Annotated in this window: 19 protein-coding genes; 6 read left to right on the top strand and 13 right to left on the bottom strand. The window is 73.7% G+C overall.

The window, feature by feature from the left end; all coding sequences use genetic code 11:
* Nucleotides 1-93 precede the first annotated feature (93 nt).
* Together IFT88_RS00180 and IFT88_RS00175 are read left to right on the top strand one after the other, a co-directional pair.
* The gene (locus IFT88_RS00180) at nt 94-549 is read left to right on the top strand and encodes an Hsp20/alpha crystallin family protein (RefSeq protein ID WP_192118213.1); all 456 of its coding nucleotides are present in this window, start codon (nt 94-96) and stop codon (nt 547-549) included.
* Nucleotides 550-901: 352 nt separating this feature from the next.
* Complete coding sequence (locus tag IFT88_RS00175; protein ID WP_056044418.1) at nt 902-1,357, top strand: SRPBCC family protein; 456 nt, start codon at nt 902-904, stop codon at nt 1,355-1,357.
* Between the two features lie 313 nt (nt 1,358-1,670).
* On the opposite strand, the gene glsA is transcribed toward IFT88_RS00175, so the two are convergent.
* On the bottom strand, nt 1,671-2,609 hold the full coding sequence (glsA, locus tag IFT88_RS00170; RefSeq protein ID WP_192118211.1) for a glutaminase A: 939 nt from the start codon (nt 2,607-2,609) through the stop codon (nt 1,671-1,673).
* Between the two features lie 177 nt (nt 2,610-2,786).
* Between glsA and IFT88_RS00165 the strand changes: the two genes are divergently transcribed.
* Nucleotides 2,787-3,071, top strand: coding sequence for a hypothetical protein (locus IFT88_RS00165; protein WP_043593892.1), 285 nt, complete (start codon nt 2,787-2,789; stop codon nt 3,069-3,071).
* Nucleotides 3,072-3,137: 66 nt separating this feature from the next.
* On the opposite strand, the gene IFT88_RS00160 is transcribed toward IFT88_RS00165, so the two are convergent.
* The 8 genes from IFT88_RS00160 to IFT88_RS00125 all read right to left on the bottom strand — a co-directional run bounded on the left by IFT88_RS00160 (nt 3,138) and on the right by IFT88_RS00125 (nt 10,361).
* Nucleotides 3,138-4,214, bottom strand: coding sequence for a DUF418 domain-containing protein (locus IFT88_RS00160; protein WP_192118209.1), 1,077 nt, complete (start codon nt 4,212-4,214; stop codon nt 3,138-3,140).
* Nucleotides 4,215-4,237: 23 nt separating this feature from the next.
* Nucleotides 4,238-4,555 carry a hypothetical protein gene (locus tag IFT88_RS00155; RefSeq protein ID WP_137847784.1) on the bottom strand — a complete coding sequence of 106 codons (318 nt, stop codon included), beginning with the start codon at nt 4,553-4,555 and terminating at the stop codon, nt 4,238-4,240.
* A gap of 70 nt (nt 4,556-4,625) precedes the next feature.
* Nucleotides 4,626-5,711 carry an ABC transporter ATP-binding protein gene (locus IFT88_RS00150; protein ID WP_043593897.1) on the bottom strand — a complete coding sequence of 362 codons (1,086 nt, stop codon included), beginning with the start codon at nt 5,709-5,711 and terminating at the stop codon, nt 4,626-4,628.
* Nucleotides 5,708-6,559, bottom strand: coding sequence for an ABC transporter permease subunit (locus IFT88_RS16890; protein ID WP_192118207.1), 852 nt, complete (start codon nt 6,557-6,559; stop codon nt 5,708-5,710). Before IFT88_RS16890 ends, IFT88_RS00150 begins: the two co-directional genes overlap by 4 nt.
* Nucleotides 6,556-7,530, bottom strand: coding sequence for an ABC transporter permease (locus IFT88_RS00140; RefSeq protein WP_192118205.1), 975 nt, complete (start codon nt 7,528-7,530; stop codon nt 6,556-6,558). Before IFT88_RS00140 ends, IFT88_RS16890 begins: the two co-directional genes overlap by 4 nt.
* Nucleotides 7,530-8,666: an ABC transporter substrate-binding protein gene (locus tag IFT88_RS00135; RefSeq protein ID WP_192118203.1), complete on the bottom strand. Its 1,137-nt coding sequence runs from the start codon at nt 8,664-8,666 to the stop codon at nt 7,530-7,532. Before IFT88_RS00135 ends, IFT88_RS00140 begins: the two co-directional genes overlap by 1 nt.
* 187 nt (nt 8,667-8,853) lie before the next feature.
* Nucleotides 8,854-9,810, bottom strand: a complete 957-nt coding sequence (gene bla, locus IFT88_RS00130) for a class A beta-lactamase (RefSeq protein WP_192118201.1) — start codon at nt 9,808-9,810, stop codon at nt 8,854-8,856.
* Nucleotides 9,811-9,881: 71 nt separating this feature from the next.
* Nucleotides 9,882-10,361: a hypothetical protein gene (locus IFT88_RS00125; RefSeq protein ID WP_052505143.1), complete on the bottom strand. Its 480-nt coding sequence runs from the start codon at nt 10,359-10,361 to the stop codon at nt 9,882-9,884.
* A 128-nt stretch (nt 10,362-10,489) separates the two neighbouring features.
* On the opposite strand from IFT88_RS00125, the gene IFT88_RS00120 reads away from it, so the two are divergent.
* The 3 genes from IFT88_RS00120 to IFT88_RS00110 all read left to right on the top strand — a co-directional run bounded on the left by IFT88_RS00120 (nt 10,490) and on the right by IFT88_RS00110 (nt 14,660).
* Nucleotides 10,490-11,434: an ABC transporter ATP-binding protein gene (locus tag IFT88_RS00120; RefSeq protein WP_192118199.1), complete on the top strand. Its 945-nt coding sequence runs from the start codon at nt 10,490-10,492 to the stop codon at nt 11,432-11,434.
* An 89-nt stretch (nt 11,435-11,523) separates the two neighbouring features.
* The gene (locus IFT88_RS00115; RefSeq protein ID WP_231567044.1) at nt 11,524-12,498 is read left to right on the top strand and encodes an iron-siderophore ABC transporter substrate-binding protein; all 975 of its coding nucleotides are present in this window, start codon (nt 11,524-11,526) and stop codon (nt 12,496-12,498) included.
* 8 nt (nt 12,499-12,506) lie between these two features.
* Nucleotides 12,507-14,660 carry a Fe(3+)-hydroxamate ABC transporter permease FhuB gene (locus tag IFT88_RS00110; protein WP_192118197.1) on the top strand — a complete coding sequence of 718 codons (2,154 nt, stop codon included), beginning with the start codon at nt 12,507-12,509 and terminating at the stop codon, nt 14,658-14,660.
* 126 nt (nt 14,661-14,786) lie between these two features.
* Here the strand turns inward: IFT88_RS00110 and IFT88_RS00105 are convergent, their stop codons facing one another.
* The 4 genes from IFT88_RS00105 to IFT88_RS00090 all read right to left on the bottom strand — a co-directional run bounded on the left by IFT88_RS00105 (nt 14,787) and on the right by IFT88_RS00090 (nt 19,821).
* Entirely contained in the window at nt 14,787-15,140 is a 354-nt protein-coding gene (locus IFT88_RS00105; protein WP_052505144.1) for a DUF2809 domain-containing protein, read from the bottom strand.
* A gap of 110 nt (nt 15,141-15,250) precedes the next feature.
* Nucleotides 15,251-16,552: a hypothetical protein gene (locus IFT88_RS00100; protein WP_192118195.1), complete on the bottom strand. Its 1,302-nt coding sequence runs from the start codon at nt 16,550-16,552 to the stop codon at nt 15,251-15,253.
* A gap of 171 nt (nt 16,553-16,723) precedes the next feature.
* Nucleotides 16,724-18,337 carry a GMC family oxidoreductase gene (locus tag IFT88_RS00095; RefSeq protein WP_192118193.1) on the bottom strand — a complete coding sequence of 538 codons (1,614 nt, stop codon included), beginning with the start codon at nt 18,335-18,337 and terminating at the stop codon, nt 16,724-16,726.
* The gene (locus IFT88_RS00090) at nt 18,334-19,821 is read right to left on the bottom strand and encodes an alpha/beta fold hydrolase (protein ID WP_192118191.1); all 1,488 of its coding nucleotides are present in this window, start codon (nt 19,819-19,821) and stop codon (nt 18,334-18,336) included. The genes IFT88_RS00095 and IFT88_RS00090 overlap by 4 nt, the downstream gene beginning before the upstream one ends.
* Nucleotides 19,822-19,956 lie beyond the last annotated feature (135 nt).

Below are 19,956 nucleotides of genomic sequence, written 5' to 3'. Positions count from 1 at the left end.
CGAAACGCTGATCAGAGGTACATTCGTGTCGTCAACGAGCCGGGGCCACGGGGTCCCGGGTCACACCGATCAACCGAAAGGGGACTCTTCATCATGGCCATGTCTTTCGATCCTTTCACCGAGCTCGACCGTCTCACCGGCGCTCTCACGGGCCTGCGGCAGGGGCCCAGGGTCATGCCGGTCGACCTCTACCGCGACGGCGACCGCTACGTGCTCAACGCCGACATGCCGGGCATCGACCCGGGGTCGGTCGACGTCGATGTCGACGGTCAGCTGCTGACCATCCGGGCCAACCGCACGCCCGACACCCGTGACGGCGTCAAGTGGCTCGCGCAGGAGCGGCCGCACGGCTCGTACCTCCGCCAGTTCAGCGTGGGCGAGGGCATCGACTCGAGCCGCATCACGGCCCACTACGACAACGGCGTGCTGTCGCTGGTCATCCCGGTCAGCGAGAGGGCGAAGCCGCGCAAGATCGAGGTCGTCTCGGGCCAGGCGCACGAGACCGTCGACGCGATCGACGCCTCACCCGCCCACGACACGGCGAGCTGACCCTCAGGCGGTCTGGCCGTCGACCCCGGCCACGCCGTCGGCCCCACCACCCCGTCACGATCCGTCGTGGCGGGGTGGTCCCGTTCCGGCGACGCCGGCGCTCGACCGCTCCGCCGGCGCTCGACCGCTCCGCCGGCGCCCGACCGCTCCGCCGTCGGTCGCGGGCGCGCACGTACTCGGCCGCGGGCGCACGAGTACTGTGCGGTGCCCAGGTCGGCCGTGTCACCCGGCACCTGACCGTTGCCTCCGCACGTGGGCGAAGCCGACCCGCGCCTCCTACCGTTCACGGCAGGGCACGACGCCGACACGGTGCCGCCCGACAATTCTGAACACCGTCAGCAAGGAGTGCACCATGGCACAGGCCATCGAGACCATCGACGTCAACGTCCCCGTCAGCGTCGCCTACAACCAGTGGACCCAGTTCGAGTCGTTCCCGAAGTTCCTCGACGAGGTCGAGTCCATCACCCAGACCACCCCCACCCTCACGGTGTGGAAGGTCAAGGTCGGACCGGTCGAGAAGACCTTCGAGGCCGAGATCACCGAGCAGCACCCCGACGAGCGCGTCGCCTGGAACAGCACGGGCGGCGAGGTCGACCACGCCGGCGTCATCACGTTCCACAAGCTGAGCGACGACGTGACGCGCCTCACGGTGCAGATCGACTGGACCCCCGAGGGCTTCCTCGAGAAGGTCGGCAACACTCTCGGCGCCGACAACCACGCCATCAAGAAGGACCTCAAGAACTTCAAGGAGTTCATCGAGCGCGAGGGCAACGTCGACGGCGCCTGGCGCGGCGACGTCCAGGCCTGAGTCCGGGCTCGCCTCGCCTCTCCGGGGTGAGCAAATCGCGACAACTCGCCGGTTCTCCGGGTACGACGCCACGATGTGGCGGCGTGTCGGACGGCAGTTGTCGCGATTTGCACGTCCGGGGGCGTGCGAGCGGTCGGGTTCGGACCGGCAGGAGGCGCGGCTCGGCACAGCAGGAGGCGCGGCTCGGCACAGCAGGAGGCGCGGCCAGGCAGCGCAGGAGGCGCGGACCGGCAGGAGGCGCGGCTCGGCACAGCAGGAGGCGCGGCTCGGCCGCGCAGGAGGCGCGCGCCGGCAGGGCGGCCCGTCGCGCCGCTCAGCCGCCGAAGCCGAACGAGTGCAGGCCGTGCTCCTCGCTCAGCCGGCGGCTCAGCTCGGCACCGCGGACGCTCGTCCCCTGTTCGTCGATCGGCGGACTGAACACCGCCGCCCCGAGCCGGTTCGGCGCCGACAGGACGATCGCCCCCGACACGCTCGACTTCGCCGGCACCCCGACGCCGCGCATCCAGCGGCCCGACCCGTCGTAGACCCCGCAGGTCGCCATGACCGACACCACGTCGCGGGCGACGCGGGTGTCGACGACCTGCTCGCCCGTCACCGGGTTGCGGCCGCCGAACGCCAACGTCGCCCCCATCACGGCGAGGGCCTCGGTGTCGACCAGCACCGAGCAGGCCCGGGCGTAGAGCGCGACCGCGTCGTCGGCCGTGTGCTCGAGGCTGCCTTCGGACCGCATCAGGTGCGCCAGCGCGTGGTTGCGGTCGCCGTGCAACTGCTCGGACTCGCTGACCTCGCGGTCGTAGTCGAGCTCGCGCCCTGCGAAGGCCCCGAGGCCCGCCAGGATGCGCGCCGTGCGCTCGTCGCAGGTGTCGCCGTCGACCAGGGCGGCCGTGAGCAGGGCTCCGGCGTTGACCATCGGGTTCGGCGGCCGCCCGGTGCCGCCCTCGAGCTTGATCGCGTCGAACGCCTCGCCGGTCGGCTCGATGCCGACCGCGTCGAGCGCCGCTCCGCCGGTGTCGGCGAGGGCCAGGGCGAAGAGGAACGGCTTCACCGCCGACTGGATCGAGAACGCGTGGCCCGAGTCGCCGGACGCGACCACCTCGCCGGTGGGCCGCACCACGGCGACCCCGAAGAGCTCGGGGTCGGCCTCGGCGAGCTGGGGGATGCTGTCGTCCACCGCGCCTCCTCGGGTCGAGAGGACGGAGGCGCGAAGGGCCTCGAGGGACGCGGCGTCGGACGACGGGATGGGGGACGGCATCGTTCCACCCTGACAGGCCGAGGCCCGTGCGTCCGGGCGTGCAGGAAGCGTCCCGGGCCCGGGTCGGGGTACAAGGATCACGCCGGGCCGTCGGAGTCAACCCCTCCCGCTGTCAGGTCGCGTGTCTACCGTGCACCTCGTCGGACCGCATCGGCGCGGGCCGCGAGAGAGGCGACCATGCTGAACGACGGTGGGGGACGCCGGTCGGGCACGGCCTGGCCGGGGCGGGGCCCGCTCGCCAGTGCCCTCGACCTGAGGCTCGACGTGATCGGCCGCGGCCGCTGGCGCATCGTCGACGTGCGCCGGTCGGAGCGCGGAGCCCTCGTGGTCATCGGATCGGTCGCCCAGACCGAGGCGGGTTACGAGCTCACCCTCGCCGCGAACCCCGGTCGCCGCCTCTGGTGCACCGACCTCTCGAGCGCCCTCGACACCGTCGTGCGGGCATCGTGGAGCCGCCGCTGACCCGAGGAGGCGCGGGTCGCCTCCGTCAGGACCGCCGCCGACCCGAGGAGGCGCAGGTCGCGTCGCTCAGGACGCCCGGCGCACCAGCGCGGCCGGCCGCCACCAGGTGACGCTCCGCCAGGCCCACTCGACCGGTCCGTACGCGAACCGGGCGAGCCAGAGGCGGCTGAGCACGGACTGCAGGGCGATGAGCCCGACGCTGATCGCCACCCCCGGCACGACGCTCGTCATGTGCCCGAAGTCGACCACGAGGGCGAGGACTGCCACGACGATCGCCGCGACGACGTAGTTGGTCAGCGCCATGCGGCCCAGCGGCTCGAACACGGCGGCGACGACGCGGCGGGCGGGGGTGCGCCAGAGCAGGGCGAGGGCGGTGGCGTAGGCGACGGCCATGACCAGCCCGGCGATGCCGCCCGGCGTCGAGAAGCGCGGGTCGCCCGGGGTCGTGGCCTGCCAGAGCAGGGCCGGCACCGTGAGCACCGCGGCCGCGGCGAAGACCAGGGCGACGCCGCGCCCGGCCGACTCGAGCACGCGGGGCAGGCCGCACGCCGCGGCGCCCGCACCGAGCAGCATGAGGCCGGGGGTCGAGACGAGCCCGCCACCGGTCAGGGCGTAGGCGGCGACGGTCAGCGCGGCACCGAGGGCCAGGGTCGCCCAGCGCGGGGCGAAGACGACGATCGGCAGCACGACGAGGCCCACGACGCCGTACTCGAGCAGCACGTTGCCGGGGTAGACGAGCATGAGCAGCCCGCCGATCGCGACGAGCCCGACCAGGCGGCGCACCATGACGAGCGCGGGTCGGGGCGAGCGCGACCGGGCGCCGGCGAGCACGAACCACAGGCTCATGCCGAAGAGGAACACGAAGATCGGCACGAACCGGGTCTGCACCGTGAGGTACAGCAGGTCGCGCGCCGGGTCGTCGACCGGGCCGGCGTTCTCGATCGCCAGGTCGATGCCGAGGCGGGTGATGTCGAGCGTGTTGACCAGCAGGATGCCGAACAGTGCGAACCCGCGCAGCGAGTCGACGAACCTCCAGCGGGTGCCGGGGGTGGGTGGGGAGTCGACGGCGGGCGCAGCGGAGGTCATGTGCCCAGCCAAGCCGACCCGCGCCTCCTGGTCGTCCCCCGCGGTGATGGTGCGCATCCACCTGAAGTATCAGATGTGGGTCAGGTGAGCTTCCACTCGGCGCGGTACTCGTCGCAGGTGAGCCGGTCGAGGTCCGCCTCGATGTCGACCTTCGACTCGTCGGCTCCGGTGAGGCCCTGCGGAGGCAGACGGTGGATCTCGCGACCGGTCGAGCGCTCGCGCACGACGACGTCGAAGCCCGGCCACTCGCCCTCGAACGAGCCGACGAAGAACGCGACGACGACCGAGACGAGCCACCGTCCGGCGACGAGCAGCCGGGGCCGCCGGGTCGTGACGATCTCGGCGTGCCACACCGAGGAGGCGCGGGGCGCGTCGTCAGGGCCGGTCACCGGGGGCATGCCCCGAGGCTAGCGGCGGGCTCGGCCGTGCCGCCTCCGTCGCCCGGCTGACCCGGTGCGGTGGGGTGCGTCAGGAGGCACGGGTCGTCACGGCCACGCGGGCGGGCGTGAACGAGACGCGCACCGGCACCCCCGGCTCGCGTCGTTCGTCGGCCCGGTGGTCGAGCACCAGCAGGGTCTCGCGGTCCACGCGCACGCGGGTGCGGCACACGGCGCCCAGGAACGACACCGACTCGACGACGCCCGCGAGTCCGCCCTGCTCGACGAACGACACGTCCTCGGGGCGCACGTAGGCCCAGACCGGTCCCTCGTCCGGCGTGCCCACGACCGGCACCTCGGGGCAGCCGGCCAGGCGGACGAGCGTGCCGATGACCTCGCCGGACACCCGGTTGCTCGTCCCGACGAACTCGGCGACGAACGCCGTCGCGGGGGCCGAGTAGAGCTCTTCCGGGGTGCCCACCTGCTCGATCGACCCGGCGCGCATGACGGCGACGCGGTCGGCGACGGCGAGGGCCTCCTCCTGGTCGTGGGTGACGAACAGCGTGGTGATGGACAGTTCGCGCTGGATGCGCCGGATCTCGTCCCGCAGCTGCACCCGCACCTTGGCGTCGAGGGCGCTGAGCGGCTCGTCGAGCAACAGCACGCGGGGCCGCGTGACCAGCGCCCGGGCCAGCGCGACGCGCTGCTGCTGGCCGCCCGAGAGCTGGTGGGCGTAGCGCTCGCCGAGGTCGCCGAGCCCGACGAGGTCGAGCATCTCGCCCGCCCGGGTGGCGCGGGCGGCCTTGTCGACCCGACGCATGCGCAGCCCGAACTCGACGTTCTGCCGCACGGTCAGGTGCGGGAACAGCGAGTACGCCTGGAACACCATGCCGACGTCGCGGCGGTGCGTGGGGACGCCGACCACGTCGCGGCCGTCGATCGTGATGCGTCCGCTCGTGACGTCCTCGAGCCCGGCGAGGCTGCGCAGTGCGGTGGTCTTGCCGCAGCCCGACGGGCCCAGCACGGCGACGAGCTCGCCGGGCTGCAGCTCGAGGTCGAGCCCGGTCAGGGCCCGGTGTCCGGCGAACTGCTTCGTGACGTCGTGGAACGCCACGGCGGCACCCGCACCGACGCCGGTCGGACTCGTGAGGGAGGGGCGGGGGAGCGTGGCGGTCACGAGAGGGCCTTTCGGGTGGGGATCGGGCGGGCGGCCCCGAGGGCTCCGACCCGGCCGATCACGAGCAGCAGCACGAAGGCGAACGCCAGCGAGATCAGGGCGAGGATCACGGCGGCGTAGGGGTCGGAACGGGACACCTGCACCAGGGCGGTCTGCAGGTTCACGCGGTTGAGCAGCGAGGCGATGGTGAACTCGCCGAGCACCACGGCCACGGTGATGAACGCCGCCGCGAGCAGTCCCCGGCGCAGGCTCGGCACGACGACGAGGGCCATCGAGCGCGGCCAACTCGAGCCGAGCGTGCGCGCGGCCTCGGTCAGCGTGCGGAGGTCGGTGGCCGCCAGGTCGGACTGCACCGCGCGGTAGGCGTAGGGCAGCACCGTGACGCCGTAGGCGAGCGCCAACGTCCACGCGCCCGAGCCGGCCACCCGCGAGACGACCGAGTAGACCGGCGCGAGGCCGACCACCAGCACGATCGCCGGCACCGTGATCGGCACGAGGCAGACGAACTCGAGGGGCCGCACGAGGCGCGGGTAGCGCAGGTGCACGAGCACCATCGCCGGCACCAGCAGGACGAGCACGAGCAGCGCCGAGACGACGGCGAGCAGCAGCGAGTTCGTGACTCCTTCGACGAGGTTGCGGTACATCCGCTCGTTCTCGGGGTCGACGATCGCCAGCCAGTGGTCCAGGTCGTGGCCCGTGCCGTCGGCGCTGCGCAGCGAGAACGCGACCATCGCCGCGATCGGCACCGCGAAGAGGGCCCCCACGACGACCAGGGCGGTGCGGCGCGCGACCGTGCCCGCGCCTCCTGCCGTCGTCGACCGCGGAGCGCCCGTCGTCCGGGCGCTCATCGCTGCCACCGCTCGGTGCGGCGCTGCAGCAGCGAGTAGCCGGTCATCAGCACGGCCATCACGACGACCATGCCGAGCGCGAGCGCGCCGGCGACGTTCTCGCGGCCGAGCACGGTCTCGCTGATCAGGGCGGCGCGGATCTGCAACGGCACGATCTGCGCGCCCTGGCTGATGAGGGCGGCGGCGGTCGCGTACGACGAGAAGGCGTTGGCGAAGAGCAACAGCAGGCTGCCGACGAACGCCGGGGCCAGCACCGGGACGACCACGCGGACGAGGTGCTGCCACCGGGTGCCGCCGAGGGTGGCGACGGCCTCGCTCCACTGCGGGCGGAGGCCGCTGACGGCGGGCATGAAGGTGATCACCATCAGGGGCACCTGGAAGTACAGATAGGGCAGCAGCAGCCCGGGCACCTGGTAGAACCAGACCCCGTCGGCGTAGAGGTCGACGCCGGCGACGTCGATCAGCAGCCGCGTGACGACGCCCTGGATGCCGATCGTCGCGATGAACGCGAACGCCAGCATGACGCCGCCGAACTGGGCGAGCACGCTCGACGCGGCGTCGATCGCGCTGCGGACGGCTCCGTCGGGGCGCAGCGAGGTGAGGCCCCAGCAGACGACGGCTCCGACGACGGCCCCGGCCACGGCGGTGACGGCCGAGACGCCCGCCGAGCTGGCGAAGGCCCGGACGATCAGCGGGTCGCCGAGCGCGGAGAGGTTGTCGAGGGTGAGGGCGCCGTCGCCGTCGACGAAGCCCGTTCCGAGTGCGAGCAGGCACGGCACGATCAGGAAGAGGAGCACCCAGACGGCGAACGGGGTCAGCCCCCACCACGCCGCCGGACGGCGCCGACCCCGCGAGGGGCCGACGCCGTCGGAGGACGAGGAGGCGCGGGGCGACAGGCCGCCACGGTCCCCCTCGTGCGCCGACCGCGCGTCGGCGGTCGTGTCCGCCGCGCGGGTCGACGTCGTCACCATCAGCCGATCGCCGTGGCCCAGGTGTCGGCCAGGACCTTCGAGGCGGCCTCGGTCTGCTCGGCCGTGAACTGCACGGTGTCGGCGGGCTGCTCGCCGACCTTCTCGAGGGCGTCCTGGTCGACGGTGCCGGCCTCGGTCATCGCCGCGAGGCGCACGGGGTAGGCGCCGGCCGCGAGGTAGAGGTTCTGCGCGTCGTCGCTCATGACGTACTCCTGCCACAGGCGGGCCGCGGCGGGGTGCGGTGCGTCGACGTTGATCGCCTGGTTGTAGTAGCTGCCGAGGGCGGTGCCGGGCAGCACGGCCGTCTTCCAGTCGCGTCCGCCGGCGTCGGCCGCGGCGGCCAGGTTGTTGTAGCTCCAGTCGAAGACGACCGGGGTCTCACCCGAGGCGATGGTCGCCGGGGTCGGGTCGGTGGGCAGGAAGTTGCCGGCGTCGGCGAGCTTCGAGAACCAGTCGACGCCCGTGCTGACGTCGTCGGCGCTGCCGCCGGACTGCAGCGCGGCCCACTCGACGGCCGCGGCGGCGGCACCGGCCTGGGTCGGGTCGCCGTTGATCGCGACCTTGCCCTCGAAGTCCGAGCCGAGCAGGTCGTCGAGGCTCTCGGGGGCGGGCACGGCGTCGGCGTCGTAGCCGACCGACATCAGGCCGGTGTAGTCGTACACCCACTTGCCGTCGGCGTCCTTGTGGTCGTCGGCGATGTCGTCCCAGGTCGACACCTCGTACGGCGCGAACTGGTCGAGGTTGGCGAGCGTCACGGCCGAGCCGAGGTCGAACACGTCGGGGGCGGTGTCCTGCCCCTTCAGGTTCTGGGCGGCGGTGATCTCCTCGGCGCTCGAGACGTCGGGGCTGTCCGAGTTGACGGTGATGTCGTACTTCTCCTCGAACCCGTCGATGATCTTCCCGTAGTTCGCCCAGGTGTCGGGGAGGGCGATCACGTTGAGCTCGCCCTCGGCCTGTGCGGCGCCGACCAGGGCGTCCATGCCGCCGAAGTCCTCGGCGCTGGTGGCGGTGGCGGCGTCGGTGCCGTTCGCCGCGCCTCCCGCGCTGTCGGCGTCGGCGCTCGCCGAGCAGCCGGTCAGGGCGAGGGCGGCGATGCCGAGGGTGGCGGCCGAGACGAGCAGGCGCTTGTCGATCATGCGGTGTGGGTCCTTCGGGTGCGGGGCCGGGGCTCGCCGGGGACGGCGACGGGGGACCGGGCGGCCCGCTGGGCACGCTAAGGAGGCGCGGCGACGTCCCGGGGGAGGCCGCGTGAACGCGGGGCGAACAGGTGGTGGCGGGGTGTGCGGCCGACGGGGGCGAGGAGGAGGGGCGGGGCCGGCCGGGTCAGCGGGCGGCGGCGACGGCGGTGAGGGCGATGCGGGCGGCTTCGGCGACGAGGGCGTCGTCGTACCTCGCGGCGGGGTCGTTGCGCGTGGTGAGCACCGAGATCACCACGGGGTCGCCCGACGGGGGGACCACGATCGCGACGTCGTTGCGGATGCCGCCCGCGCCTCCGGACTTGTCGGCGACCTGCCAGCCGTCGGGGGCGCCGGCGCGGATCAGGGTGTCGCCGGTCGCGTTGCCCGACATCCACTCGAGCAGGGTGGCGCGGTCGTCGGCGGCGAGCCAGTCGCCGTCCGTGATGCGGGCGAGGGTGGCGGTGAAGGCGGCGGGCGTGCTCGTGTCGGCCGTGCTGCCCGGGGTGAGCCGGTTGAGCTCGGGCTCGCTGTGCACGACGTCGGTCACGTCGTCGCCCTGCGCGGCAAGGGCGGCGTCGAGTCCGGTCGGGCCGCCGAGCTCGGCGAGGACCAGGTTCAGCGCCGTGTTGTCGCTCTGCCGGACGGCCGCCTCGGCGAGCTGCCGCAGCGGGAGGCCGTCGGCGACGTGCGTGCTGGTCAGCGGCGAGTACCCCGCGGCGTCGACCTCGGCCTGGGTCCAGGTGACGACGCGGTCGAGTTCGGCGTCGTCGGTCGAGTCGAGCAGGGCCGCCGCGGCGAACGCCTTGAGGCTGGACGCATACCCGAAGCGTTCGTCGGCGCGGTGGTCGAGGGTCGCGCCCGAGCCGGTGTCGAGCACGCTCAGACCGATCCGGGCGTCGTACCGCGTCTCGAGGTCGGCCAGTGCGGCCTCGACCTCGGGGGTCGCGAGGTCGGGTGCCGCGATCGGGCTGGGCAGGGGGACCGGCGTGGCGGTCGGGCTCGGGGCGGGTGCCGACGCCCCGGGCGTCGAGCAGGCGGCCAGGCCGAGACCCAGCCCGAGGGCGGCGATCGCGAGGGAGGCCGAGAAGGCGCGGGAGGGCATGCGGCTCGTTTCGTCGTCGGGCGGAGGAGCGGTCACCACGATAGGCGAGACCACCATCGACCCCGCGGGCGTCACGACACGACGGGGTGTCCCTCCACACCGTCCGAGCGGTGGTGCATCCAGTGACGGTGCAGCCGGAGCAGGGCCCTGGTCGGCTCGACCGACACCAGCGGCGCGAACGGCCCCGAGACCCAGAACGCCGTCAGGGGAGTGGCGCGCCAGGGCAGGCGAGGGCTCGTCCAGGCGATCCAGGGCAGGGTGCCCACCGATTCCGGCCCGGGCATCCGGCGGATGGCGTCGAGCGGGATGCGTCGGTTGCGGAAGAGTCCTCGGACCACGAACGCTCCTGGCTCGCACAGGACGCCGAGCGAGAGCGCACGCACCACGAGGACCGCACCCCCGACGACGCCGCCTGAAATGATGCCGACCACGATGCCGATGTCCGCTGGGCCCTCGTATCCCCCCGGGCCCGCGACGATCCCGAGGGCGGCGACGAGGGCTCCGAGGAGGGTGCTGCTGTAGCGGATGAAACGCGAGGCGGGGACGAGCACCGCTGAATACTGTCCGATCGACCGTCTCCTCCGGAAGCCCCGCTCCGGGGGGACCGGGACGCGCGGGTCGGCTCGACGTCGAGAGGTCGGGTTGCGGCATCGGGGTGAGGTTAGGCTAACCTAAACACGTGACCACCGACCTGCCCCTCGCGGCCACCGCACCCTCCTCGGCCGCCCTCCGCGCCGACGACGTCTCGGTCGCCTACGACGGCGTCGACGTCGTCCGCGGGGCTCGCCTCGAGCTGCGCCCCGGCTGCGTCACCGCCCTCGTCGGCCCGAACGGCAGCGGCAAGTCGACCCTGCTGCGCACCCTCGCCCGGCTGCAGAAGCCGCGCACGGGCTCGCTCACCCTCGCCGCGCCTCCTGCGGGGGTCGAGTGGTCCGAGAACGTCGTTCGAGCCTCGGGCAAGGACGATTCGCGACCACTCGACCGCACGAGCGCGAGCGACGAGACGGTCGACGGGTTCGAGCTGTCGCTGCGGCAGTTCGCGCGGCGCGTCGCGCTGCTGACGCAGGGGCGTCCGACCCCCGGCGGCCTCAGCGTGCGCGACGTCGTCGAGTTCGGCCGCTACCCGCACCGCGGCCGCTGGGGGCGTTCCGACCCCGACGGCCCCGCCGCCGTCGACCGGGCGCTCGAGCTCACCGGCGTGGCCGACCTCGCCGACCGCGGCGTGGACCAGCTCTCGGGCGGCCAGCTGCAGCGCGTCTGGCTCGCCAGCTGCCTCGCGCAGGACACGGGCGTGCTGTTGCTCGACGAGCCCACCACCTACCTCGACCTGCGCTACCAGGTCGAACTGCTCGACCTGGTGCGCGACCTGGCCGACTCGGGCCGCATCGCGGTCGGGGTCGTCCTGCACGACCTCGACCAGGCCGCCGCGCTCGCCGACCGCATCGTCGTGCTGAGCGAGGGCCGCATCGTCGCCGAGGGCGACCCCGGGGACGTGCTGACACCGCGCCTCCTGACCGACGTCTGGGGCATCCGCATCGACGTCGACACCGACCCCACCACCGGCCACCTGCGCACCCGCGCGATCGGCCGACACCACACCCGGGCCGAGACGCCCGTCCGATGAGAGAGACACCACCCGTGACCCAGCGCCTTCTGACGACGCCCCGCCACACCCCGACCTCCGGCGGCGTCGCCCGCCGCCCCGTCCGCCGACTGCTGACCGTCACCGCCGTCGCGGCCGCCGCGGCCCTGACCCTCGCCGGCTGCGGCACCACCGAGTCGGCCGACGCCGGCTCGACCTCGGGCAGCGGCGAGCAGATCACCCTGACCGACGGCACGGGGGCCGAGATCACCCTCGACGGCCCGGCGACCAAGGTCGTCGGCACCGAGTGGAACGTCGTCGAGGACCTCGTCGCCCTCGGCGTCGAACCCGTGGGCGTCGCCGACGTGAAGGGCTACAGCGAGTGGGACTCGGCCGTGCCGCTCACCAACGAGCCGACCGACATCGGCACCCGCGGCGAGCCGAGCCTCGACACCGTCGCGTCGCTCGCACCCGACCTGATCGTCGCGACCGACGGCCTGAGCGCCGACGCCGTCGAACAGCTGAAGGAGATCGCTCCCGTGCTGCAGGTCACCTCGGCCGACGCCTCGCGCCAGATCGAGCACAGCATGGACAACCTCGACCTCATCGCCAAGGCGACCGGCACCGAGGACAAGGCGACCGAGGTGAAGAAGGAGTTCACCGACGCCGTCGAGGCGGGCAAGCAGGCCCTCGCCGACGCCGGTCTCGCGGGTCAGCCCTTCGCCTTCGCCGACGGCTACGTCGACGCCGGCCAGGTCAGCATCCGCCCCTACGCCAAGGGTTCGCTCGTCGCCGACGTCACCGAAGAGTTGGGCCTGACGAACGCCTGGACCGTCGAGGGCGACGAGGCGTACGGCCTCGCCACGACCGACGTCGAGGGCCTCACGCAGCTGCCCGCCGACGTGCAGTTCCTCTACATCGACAACACGGCAGCCGGTGCCGACGACCCGTTCGCGGTGTCGCTCGCCTCGAACGCCGTCTGGACGTCGCTGCCGTTCGTGCAGTCCGGTGACGTGCACCGCCTCGACGACGGCATCTGGATGTTCGGTGGCCCCGCCGCGATGACCGCCTACGTCGACTCGCTGGTGTCGACCCTGACGAAGTAACCGGCACCGTGAGCACGACCGTCACCCCCACCGACCCCGCGCCGCCCCGGCTCGGCGAGCCCGCCGCCGGGCCCGACGAGCGGGCGCTCCGCGCGGCACGAGCCCAGGAGGCGCGGCTCGCCGCCCCCCGTCGGCTCACGCTCGGGTCGGTGGGCGTGACGGTCGGGCTGGTCGCCGTCGTCGTGGTGCTCGCCCTCGTGGACGTCACGCAGGGCACCGCCGACGTCGGCGCTCGACAGGTCTGGCAGGCGCTGACCGGCACCGCGACGGCCGGTGACGCGTCCGTGGTGGTGGCCTCGCGCCTCCCGCGGATGGTCGCCGGCCTGCTGGTCGGCGTAGCCCTCGGCGCCGCCGGGGCGGCCCTGCAACAGATGAGCCGCAACGTGCTCGCCTCGCCCGACACCCTCGCCGTGAACGCCGGCGCCTACGTCGCGCTCGCGATCGCCGCCGTCACGGGCCTGAGCCTGCCCCTGCTCGCCTCGTCCGGCGTCGCGTTCGTCGGCGGGCTGCTCGCCGCGGGGCTCGTGCTCGCGGTGTCCGGGCTGGGCGCCGGCACCGTGCGGCTCGTGCTCGCCGGCAGCGCCCTCGCCCTCGGCCTCGCCTCGGTGACGAGCGCCCTCCTGCTGCTCTTCCCGCAGCAGACCGCCGGCCTCTACGCCTGGGGCCAGGGCAGCATCTCGCAGAACGGCTTCGACGGCGTCGTCCAGCTCGCCCCGGTGATCGTCATCGGCCTGCTGGTGCTCGTCGCGATGAACCTCCGCGTGGACGCCCTCGCGCTCGGGGACGACGCCGCCCGCAGCGTCGGCGTCGACGTCCGCACCACCCGCGTGGTGACCGTCCTCGCCGCCGTGCTGCTCTCGGCCGCCGCCGTCACCCTCGCGGGGCCGATCGGCTTCGTCGGCCTCTGCGCCCCCGCCCTCGTCCGGCTGCTGCGTCGTGCCGTGCCCGCCGTCCGCCGCTTCCTCGTCTTCCTGCCCCTCACGGCCCTGGCCGGCGCCGCCCTCGTGCTCGGCGCCGACGTGCTGCTGCGCGCCCTGGTCGGGGCCGAGACCTCGGTCCAGGTGCCGACCGGCGTCGTGACCTCGCTGCTCGGGGCCGTCGTCCTCGTCGTGCTGGCCTTCCGTGCCCGCGACCACGGCGGCGTCACCCCGACCGACCGGCACCCCGTGGTCTCCCGTCTGCGGTTCGTGGTCGTCGTCGTGGTCGTGCTCGCCGCCCTCGTCGCCGTCGTCCTCGGTTCGGTGCTGCTCGGTGACGCCAAGCTGTTGCTCGGCGACGTCGCCAACTGGGTCGCCGGTCGATCCGGCCGCGTCGTCACCTACGTGCTCGACACCCGCGTCCCCCGGGTCGTGGCCGCCCTCGCCGCGGGGGCGGCGCTGGCGCTCGCCGGCACCCTCGTGCAGGCCGTGACGCGCAACCCGCTCGCCGAGCCGGGCATCCTCGGCGTGACGGGCGGAGCCGGCCTCGGGGCCGTGCTGCTCGTCACCACCGTGCCGCTCGCGACCGGCTGGGGCATCGCCGGCGCGGCGTTCGCCGGAGCCGTCGTGGCGGCCGTGGTCGTGTTCGGCCTCGCCTCCCGGGGTGGCTTCCCGCAGAACCGGCTCGTGTTGATCGGCATCGGCGTCTCGACGGCGACGGCGGCGGCGATCAGCCTGCTGATCGTCCTGACCGACCCGTTCAACGGTGCGAAGGCACTGACCTGGTTGTCGGGCTCGACCTACGGACGCCGGCTGGACGACGCGCTGCCGGTGTCGCTGGTGCTCGTGGCCGCCCTCGTCGTGGTCGTGCTGCTGCGCCGCCGCCTCGACCTGCTCGGGGTGGACGACGACACCCCGCGCCTCCTCGGGGTCTCGCTCTCGCGGTCGCGCCTGGTCTTCCTGTCGCTCGCCGTGCTGCTCACGGCGACGGCCGTGGCCGCGGTGGGCGTGGTCGGATTCGTCGGGCTCGTCGCCCCGCACGCCGCCCGGTCGCTGGTCGGACGGCGGCACGCGCGGGTGCTGCCCGTGGCCGTGCTGCTCGGCGCGGTGCTGGTCTGCGCCGCCGACGTGCTCGGCCGCACCCTGATCGCCCCGGCACAGCTCGGCGCCGGCCTGCTGACCGCCGTCATCGGCACGCCGTACTTCGTCTGGCTGCTCTGGCGCGGGCGGGCCTCGGCGAGCTGACGCCCCGGCGCCGGCGCCGGCCCTGGCCCCGGCTCTCGCGCCGGTCGAGTGGGCAGAAGACGTCCTTCGCGCCTCGACGACGGACGTTTCCTGCCCACTCGACCCGCGCCTCCCGGGGTCCGGGCGTCAGGAGGCGCGGTGCAGCACCCGGAGCAGCACCAGCCCCGCGACGCCCCCGGCCAGGTACCCGAGCAGGTCGGTCGGCGTGAACGTCGAGCCGAGCACCCACGCCGCGGGTGGGACCGCGGCCGAGGCGGCGGCGGGCAGCCCGGTCAGCTGGAGCAGCTCGACCCCGACCGACGCCACGGTGGCGGCCCCGGTCGTGACGAGGGCGGGCAGGCGCGGGGCGACGAGCGCGAGCAGCAGGGCGAGCAGCACCGTGTAGAGCGCCGAGCCGAGCAGGTCGCCCGCCAGCCCGGGCACGGCCAGCTTCGCGACGACGCCGAGGGCGACGGTCGCCGCCGCCGCGACCGCCGTCACCGCCCGCAGTCGTCGAGCATCCCCCGAGCGTCGGGCCCGCGGGTCGAGTGGTCGCGAACCGTCCTCCGGCACAGCGGGAGGGACGTTTCTCGACCACTCGGCGGGCGGGGTCACGGGAGGCACCCGGTCTGGACGCCGAACGACAAGCCGTCGGCCGTGCCGCGGATGCTCGCCGACTCGATGCCGTCGGGACGGCCCGGAGGCGCGGACCAGTAGTCCCGGCCCATGGCGCGACCGGCCTGGTGGAACCCGTCGGCCGACCAGCCGTCGACGACGGCGTCGAACGGGCCCTGCGCGTCGTCGTGGACGGTGAACACCGGCACGAGCACCGAGCCGACCACCCGGGTGCCGTACTCGGTCTCGCACAGTTCGCGCCTGGTCTCGACCTCGGCCGGCACTCCCGTCGCCGCCACGGACGCCTCGACGTAGGCGCGCACGGCGGCCTCCTGCTCGGGCAGTTCGGCGAGCGGGCCCTCGTTGACGAACGGGCTCTCACCGATGTCGCCCGGCTGGGGCTCCGGACCGTCGTCGGGCTCGGGTGCGCCGATCGGCAGGCCGATCCAGCCGGTCTCCGGGGTGGTCGCCCGAGGCTTCCGCACCCAGAACTCGGTCCGGCGGGCGACCCCGGCGTCGGCCTGCTCGTCGGCCGCACCCCGCAGGACGGCGAGCACCGTGTCGGGCTCGTAGGTCGAGACGTCGAGCGACGGTCGACTGCTCGCGGTGACGTCACCGGGGATGAAGGCCAGTCCGGTGACGCCGTCGAGCGCGAGCACCGCGTCGATCGTCGCGAGCATCGTCGGTGCCGGCGAGGTGGGGCCCAGGGCCACCGACGAAGGGACGGACGTCGTGGTCGTCGCCTGGTCGAGGTGGAGGGCGAAGGTCGGGCCGGCCGTGCCGAGGTGCGGCTGGACCGCCGCCGCAGCGTCCGCGAACGAGTTCCCGGGCGCGACGACCGCCGAGTAGGCGTAGCGGGTGGTGTCGACGGAGGCCAGGGTGCTCTCGCCGCGCAGGTCGCCCGCCAGTCCGACCTGGACCTCCGACGTCGGATCGACGGTGACCGGGGCGAGGCCCGGACCGCCGGGGACGTCGAGGTCGATGTCGAGGGTGGTGCCCGTGACGCCGTCGCCCACCACGCCGTCGACGAGGGTGGCGACCGCCAGGTCGGGGCCGTCCGCGGTGACCTCGACGTAGGCGTCCCAGGTGAAGGGGTCGTCCTTCGCGTCACGCTGCTGCAGGCGGGTCTCGACCGAGGCGACACCGTCGACGGCTGCGATCCGATCGGCGAGCTCGGCCAGGGACTCCTCGGACCCCTCGGGCGGTGGTTCGGCGAAGAAGCACGACGTGAGGCCCCACGCGACGACGACGGTCGCCACCGATGCCGCGATCGCCCGGTGCAGCGTGGGAGAGGCCATGTCTCGAGCCTACGAACGGGCGAGCCGGGTCGCGTCCGTCTCGGGGACCACGCCGCGCGCCGGGAGGACGACCCCGACCAGCCGATCGACGGCGCCAGGGGGTGTTCCTCGCCGACGCGACCCGCGCCTCCTGGGCTCGGGGCTCAGGAGGCGCGGGTCGGGTCGGGCGGCTCAGGCCGCGTCGACCACGCGCGAGACGTCCGCGCCGACGCGCTCGCCGGCGACGACGCCCGTCAGCCCGGCGCTCGCCAGGAAGCGGTCGGCGGTGCGCAGGCCGAGGGCCATGATCGTCAGTGCGGGGTTGGCGACGACGGCGCTCGGGAAGACCGAGTTGTCGGCGATCCAGAGGTTGGGCACGTCGAAGCTGCGTCCGTCGGGGTCGACCACGGCCGTCGTCGGATCGGTGCCCATGCGGCAGGTGCCGATCGTGTGCGCCGTGCGGGCCAGCACGCGGATGTCACGGCCCCCGGCTGCCTCGACGATCGCGGTCATCGTCTCGACGGCGTGGTCGTCGATCGCCTTCTCGTTCTCGCCCGGCGTGAAGGTGACGACGACCTTGGGCATGCCGAACTCGTCGACCTCGTCGGACAGCGTCAGGCGGTTCTGCTCGCTCGGCAGGCACTCGGCGTTGATGCCGACGCCGGCCATGAAGCGGTAGTCGTCGAGCGCCTTCACGAGTTCGGGGCCCCAGAGGCCGGCGCCGCGCGCCAGGGTCGTGGCCAGCGTCAACGGCATCGCGCCGAGGCTCTGGATCAGGTAGCCGCCGACGAAGTCGACGCCCTCGGGCCGCATGGTGTCTTCGGTGATGATCGACGACGGGTACCCGCGGTAGCCGCGCATCTCGGTGTCGAAGGTGCCCCAGACCTGGGTGGCCCCGTGGGCCATGAAGTTGCGGCCGACCTGGTCGCTGCTGTTGGCGATGCCGGCGTGCAAGAGCAGGCGCGGGGTCTCGACGCCGCCCGCGCAGAGGAAGAGCGCGGCGGTGCGCTGGCGGTGCTCGACCCCGTCGCGGACGTAGACCACGGCCGACACCTCACCGGCGTCGTCGAGCTCGATGCCTGTGACCATCGACTCGGGGCGGATCTCGGCCCCGTTCGCGACGGCCATCGGCAGGTAGCTGGTGTCCATGCTGACCTTGGCGCCGCTGCGGCAGCCCTGGTGGCAGCTGCCGCAACCGACGCAGGCCGGGCGGGTGCCGACGTGCTCCTGGCGCCAGTCACGGCTGACCAGGGCGGCGGGGGCATCCGTGGCCCGGATGCCGAGGGCCTCGCAGCCGCGGATCATCATGTCGCTCGACGCGTTGCGGGCGGGCGGCGGCATCAGGTACGAACGCGACGGGTCCCACGGGTAGTCGGCCGGCCCGGAGACGCCGACGAAGTGCTCGACCTCTTCGATGTACCCGATCAGCTCGGCGTGGTCGACCGGCCAGTCCTCGCCCTTGCCGGTCAGCGACTTCAGCTTGAGATCGCGCTCGTCCGGGCGGGGCGTGAACGCACCCCAGTGCAGGGTCGACCCACCGACGCCCTTGCCGCTGTTGTTCTGGCCGAAGGCGGTCGGGGTCTCGCCGCCGCTGAGGCGCTCGTCCATCCAGTTGATCTTGACGGCCTCGATCTCGTCCTGCGTGTACTCGTCGGGCTCGAAGTTCGGGCCGGCTTCGAGGGCGACGACCGTGAGCCCCTGCAGGGCGAGCTTGGCGAGGATCGGGGCGCCGCCGGCGCCGGTGCCGATCACGACCGCGTCGACGACCTCGGACTCGTCGTACGTGCGTTGTCCGTCGAGCTTCATCGGGTGACCTCCATGGCTGGTTCCCAGCCCTCTCGTTGGCCGGCACCGAGCCGGCTGAATCCTTGCAGGGCGCGACCGGCACGGCCGTTCGCGAAACCGTCGAAGCCGATGCGTTCCATCGTCGCGGGGTGGGCGAGCCAGAGCTTGACCAGGTCGACGCGGCAGTCCTCGAACCACGCGGTGAGCTGCTCGACCGAGAACGGATGCGCCTCGTCGGCGCTGGGCTGCCCCGTCCCCCCGGGGGTGCCGCCGGTCAGGCCGGCGTCGTCCTGGTCGCCGCCGTGGTGCGAGTCACCGCCACCGCTGTCGCCGACGGTGCCGAGGGCGTCGTCGGGATCGCCCGCGACGATCGCGGCGAGCCGCTCGTCCTGCTGCTCGTCCGTCAGCTCGGTGAAGTCGGCGAGGGCGTCGAGGCCCAGCGCGTAGGCCTCGGGGTCGCTCGGCAGGTCGGCGTTGCGCCAGCCGTCGCCGTAGCCGGCGGCGAGCTGGGCGTCGACCCGTGCGGCGAGGTCGATCGCGTGCGTGGGGTCGTCCTGCGGCACGACGCGGGAGGCCACGGCACGCAACGTGGTCAGCTGCGCCTCGGTCAGCACCTGCGGGGCGTATCGCCGGTCGTCGGCGACGGCGCGCCGGGCGAGGATGCCGCGGGTGTTCGAGGCGGTGCGGCTCGACGCGATGACGCGGGCGAAGTCGTCCGACATGACCGGAGCCCGCCCCGCGTCGTCGCGCCAGAAGTCGAGGACGGCCGCAGCGACCTCGGTCGGGCGCTCGAGCGGCAACAGGTGGCCGGCGCCGTCGAGGGTGAGGTGCGTGGCGCGCGGGTAGACGGCACCGTTGAGGCGGCGCTGGGCGTCCTCGCCCAGCGGCCCGTCGGCGCCACCGGCGACGATCAGGGCGGGCAGGTCGAGGGTGCCGACCTCGGCCGACCAGTCCTCGCGGCTGCCGCGGTCGAACCAGGCGGTCCACGCCTCGGGGGAGGTGCGGTGCAGGTCGGCGAGGGCCTGGTCGTCGAGCACGGCGGGCAACGGGGCACCCACGTTGTCGTCGACGAAGGAGCGGGTCGTGTCGGCGTCGAGCGGGCCGTCGGCGGCCGCGGCGATCATCTGATCGCGGTTCGACTCGCTCATCGGTTCGGGTGACGGCGGGGACGCCGCGAGCAGCACGACCCCGGCGAGACCGAAGAGGCCGCCCTGCCCGGTGAGCGTGCGAGCGGCGACGATCGAGGCGATCTTGCCGCCCATGCTGTGGCCGACGAGCAGCCAGCGGGTGGCGCCGTGGCGCCGGATCTGCCGGGTGACCTGACGGACCATGTCGTCGACGGTCACGCCGTCGACCGTGGTGGCGTCGCCGAAGCCGGGCAGGTCGAGGGCGACCACCTCGAAGTCGTCGCCGAGCGCGTCTGTGACGGGACCGTACTCGAGCCGGCTCATGCCGAGCGCGTGCAGGCAGAACAGGGTGGGGCGTGTGGTGGTGTCGCTGGTCACTCGGGCTCCTCGGAGAAGACGTGGTGCCGGGCGACGTCCCCCGTCGTCTCGGCGAGGTCGACGCTACGTCCCGCCACCGTCATCGGGCCCAATGAGGGCGTACGGACCGCGCCGGTGGTACGACTGATTGCCCAC

Origin of the sequence: Frigoribacterium sp. CFBP 8751 (assembly GCF_014841545.1) — a bacterium.
Classification (GTDB): Bacteria; Actinomycetota; Actinomycetes; order Actinomycetales; family Microbacteriaceae; genus Frigoribacterium.
This window is presented reverse-complemented; position numbering and strand designations above follow the sequence as displayed.

Excerpts from the sequence above, each read along its gene's own strand:
- IFT88_RS00100 (WP_192118195.1), bottom strand. The coding sequence starts at position 16,552 with ATGGCCTCTCCCACGCTGCACCGGGCGATCGCGGCATCGGTGGCGACC.
- IFT88_RS00135 (WP_192118203.1), bottom strand. The coding sequence starts at position 8,666 with ATGATCGACAAGCGCCTGCTCGTCTCGGCCGCCACCCTCGGCATCGCC.
- bla (WP_192118201.1), bottom strand. The coding sequence starts at position 9,810 with ATGCCCTCCCGCGCCTTCTCGGCCTCCCTCGCGATCGCCGCCCTCGGG.
- IFT88_RS00095 (WP_192118193.1), bottom strand. The coding sequence starts at position 18,337 with ATGAAGCTCGACGGACAACGCACGTACGACGAGTCCGAGGTCGTCGAC.
- IFT88_RS00175 (WP_056044418.1), top strand. The coding sequence starts at position 902 with ATGGCACAGGCCATCGAGACCATCGACGTCAACGTCCCCGTCAGCGTC.
- IFT88_RS00180 (WP_192118213.1), top strand. The coding sequence starts at position 94 with ATGGCCATGTCTTTCGATCCTTTCACCGAGCTCGACCGTCTCACCGGC.
- IFT88_RS00155 (WP_137847784.1), bottom strand. The coding sequence starts at position 4,555 with ATGCCCCCGGTGACCGGCCCTGACGACGCGCCCCGCGCCTCCTCGGTG.
- IFT88_RS00160 (WP_192118209.1), bottom strand. The coding sequence starts at position 4,214 with ATGCGCACCATCACCGCGGGGGACGACCAGGAGGCGCGGGTCGGCTTG.
- IFT88_RS16890 (WP_192118207.1), bottom strand. The coding sequence starts at position 6,559 with ATGAGCGCCCGGACGACGGGCGCTCCGCGGTCGACGACGGCAGGAGGC.
- IFT88_RS00165 (WP_043593892.1), top strand. The coding sequence starts at position 2,787 with ATGCTGAACGACGGTGGGGGACGCCGGTCGGGCACGGCCTGGCCGGGG.
- IFT88_RS00140 (WP_192118205.1), bottom strand. The coding sequence starts at position 7,530 with ATGGTGACGACGTCGACCCGCGCGGCGGACACGACCGCCGACGCGCGG.
- glsA (WP_192118211.1), bottom strand. The coding sequence starts at position 2,609 with ATGCCGTCCCCCATCCCGTCGTCCGACGCCGCGTCCCTCGAGGCCCTT.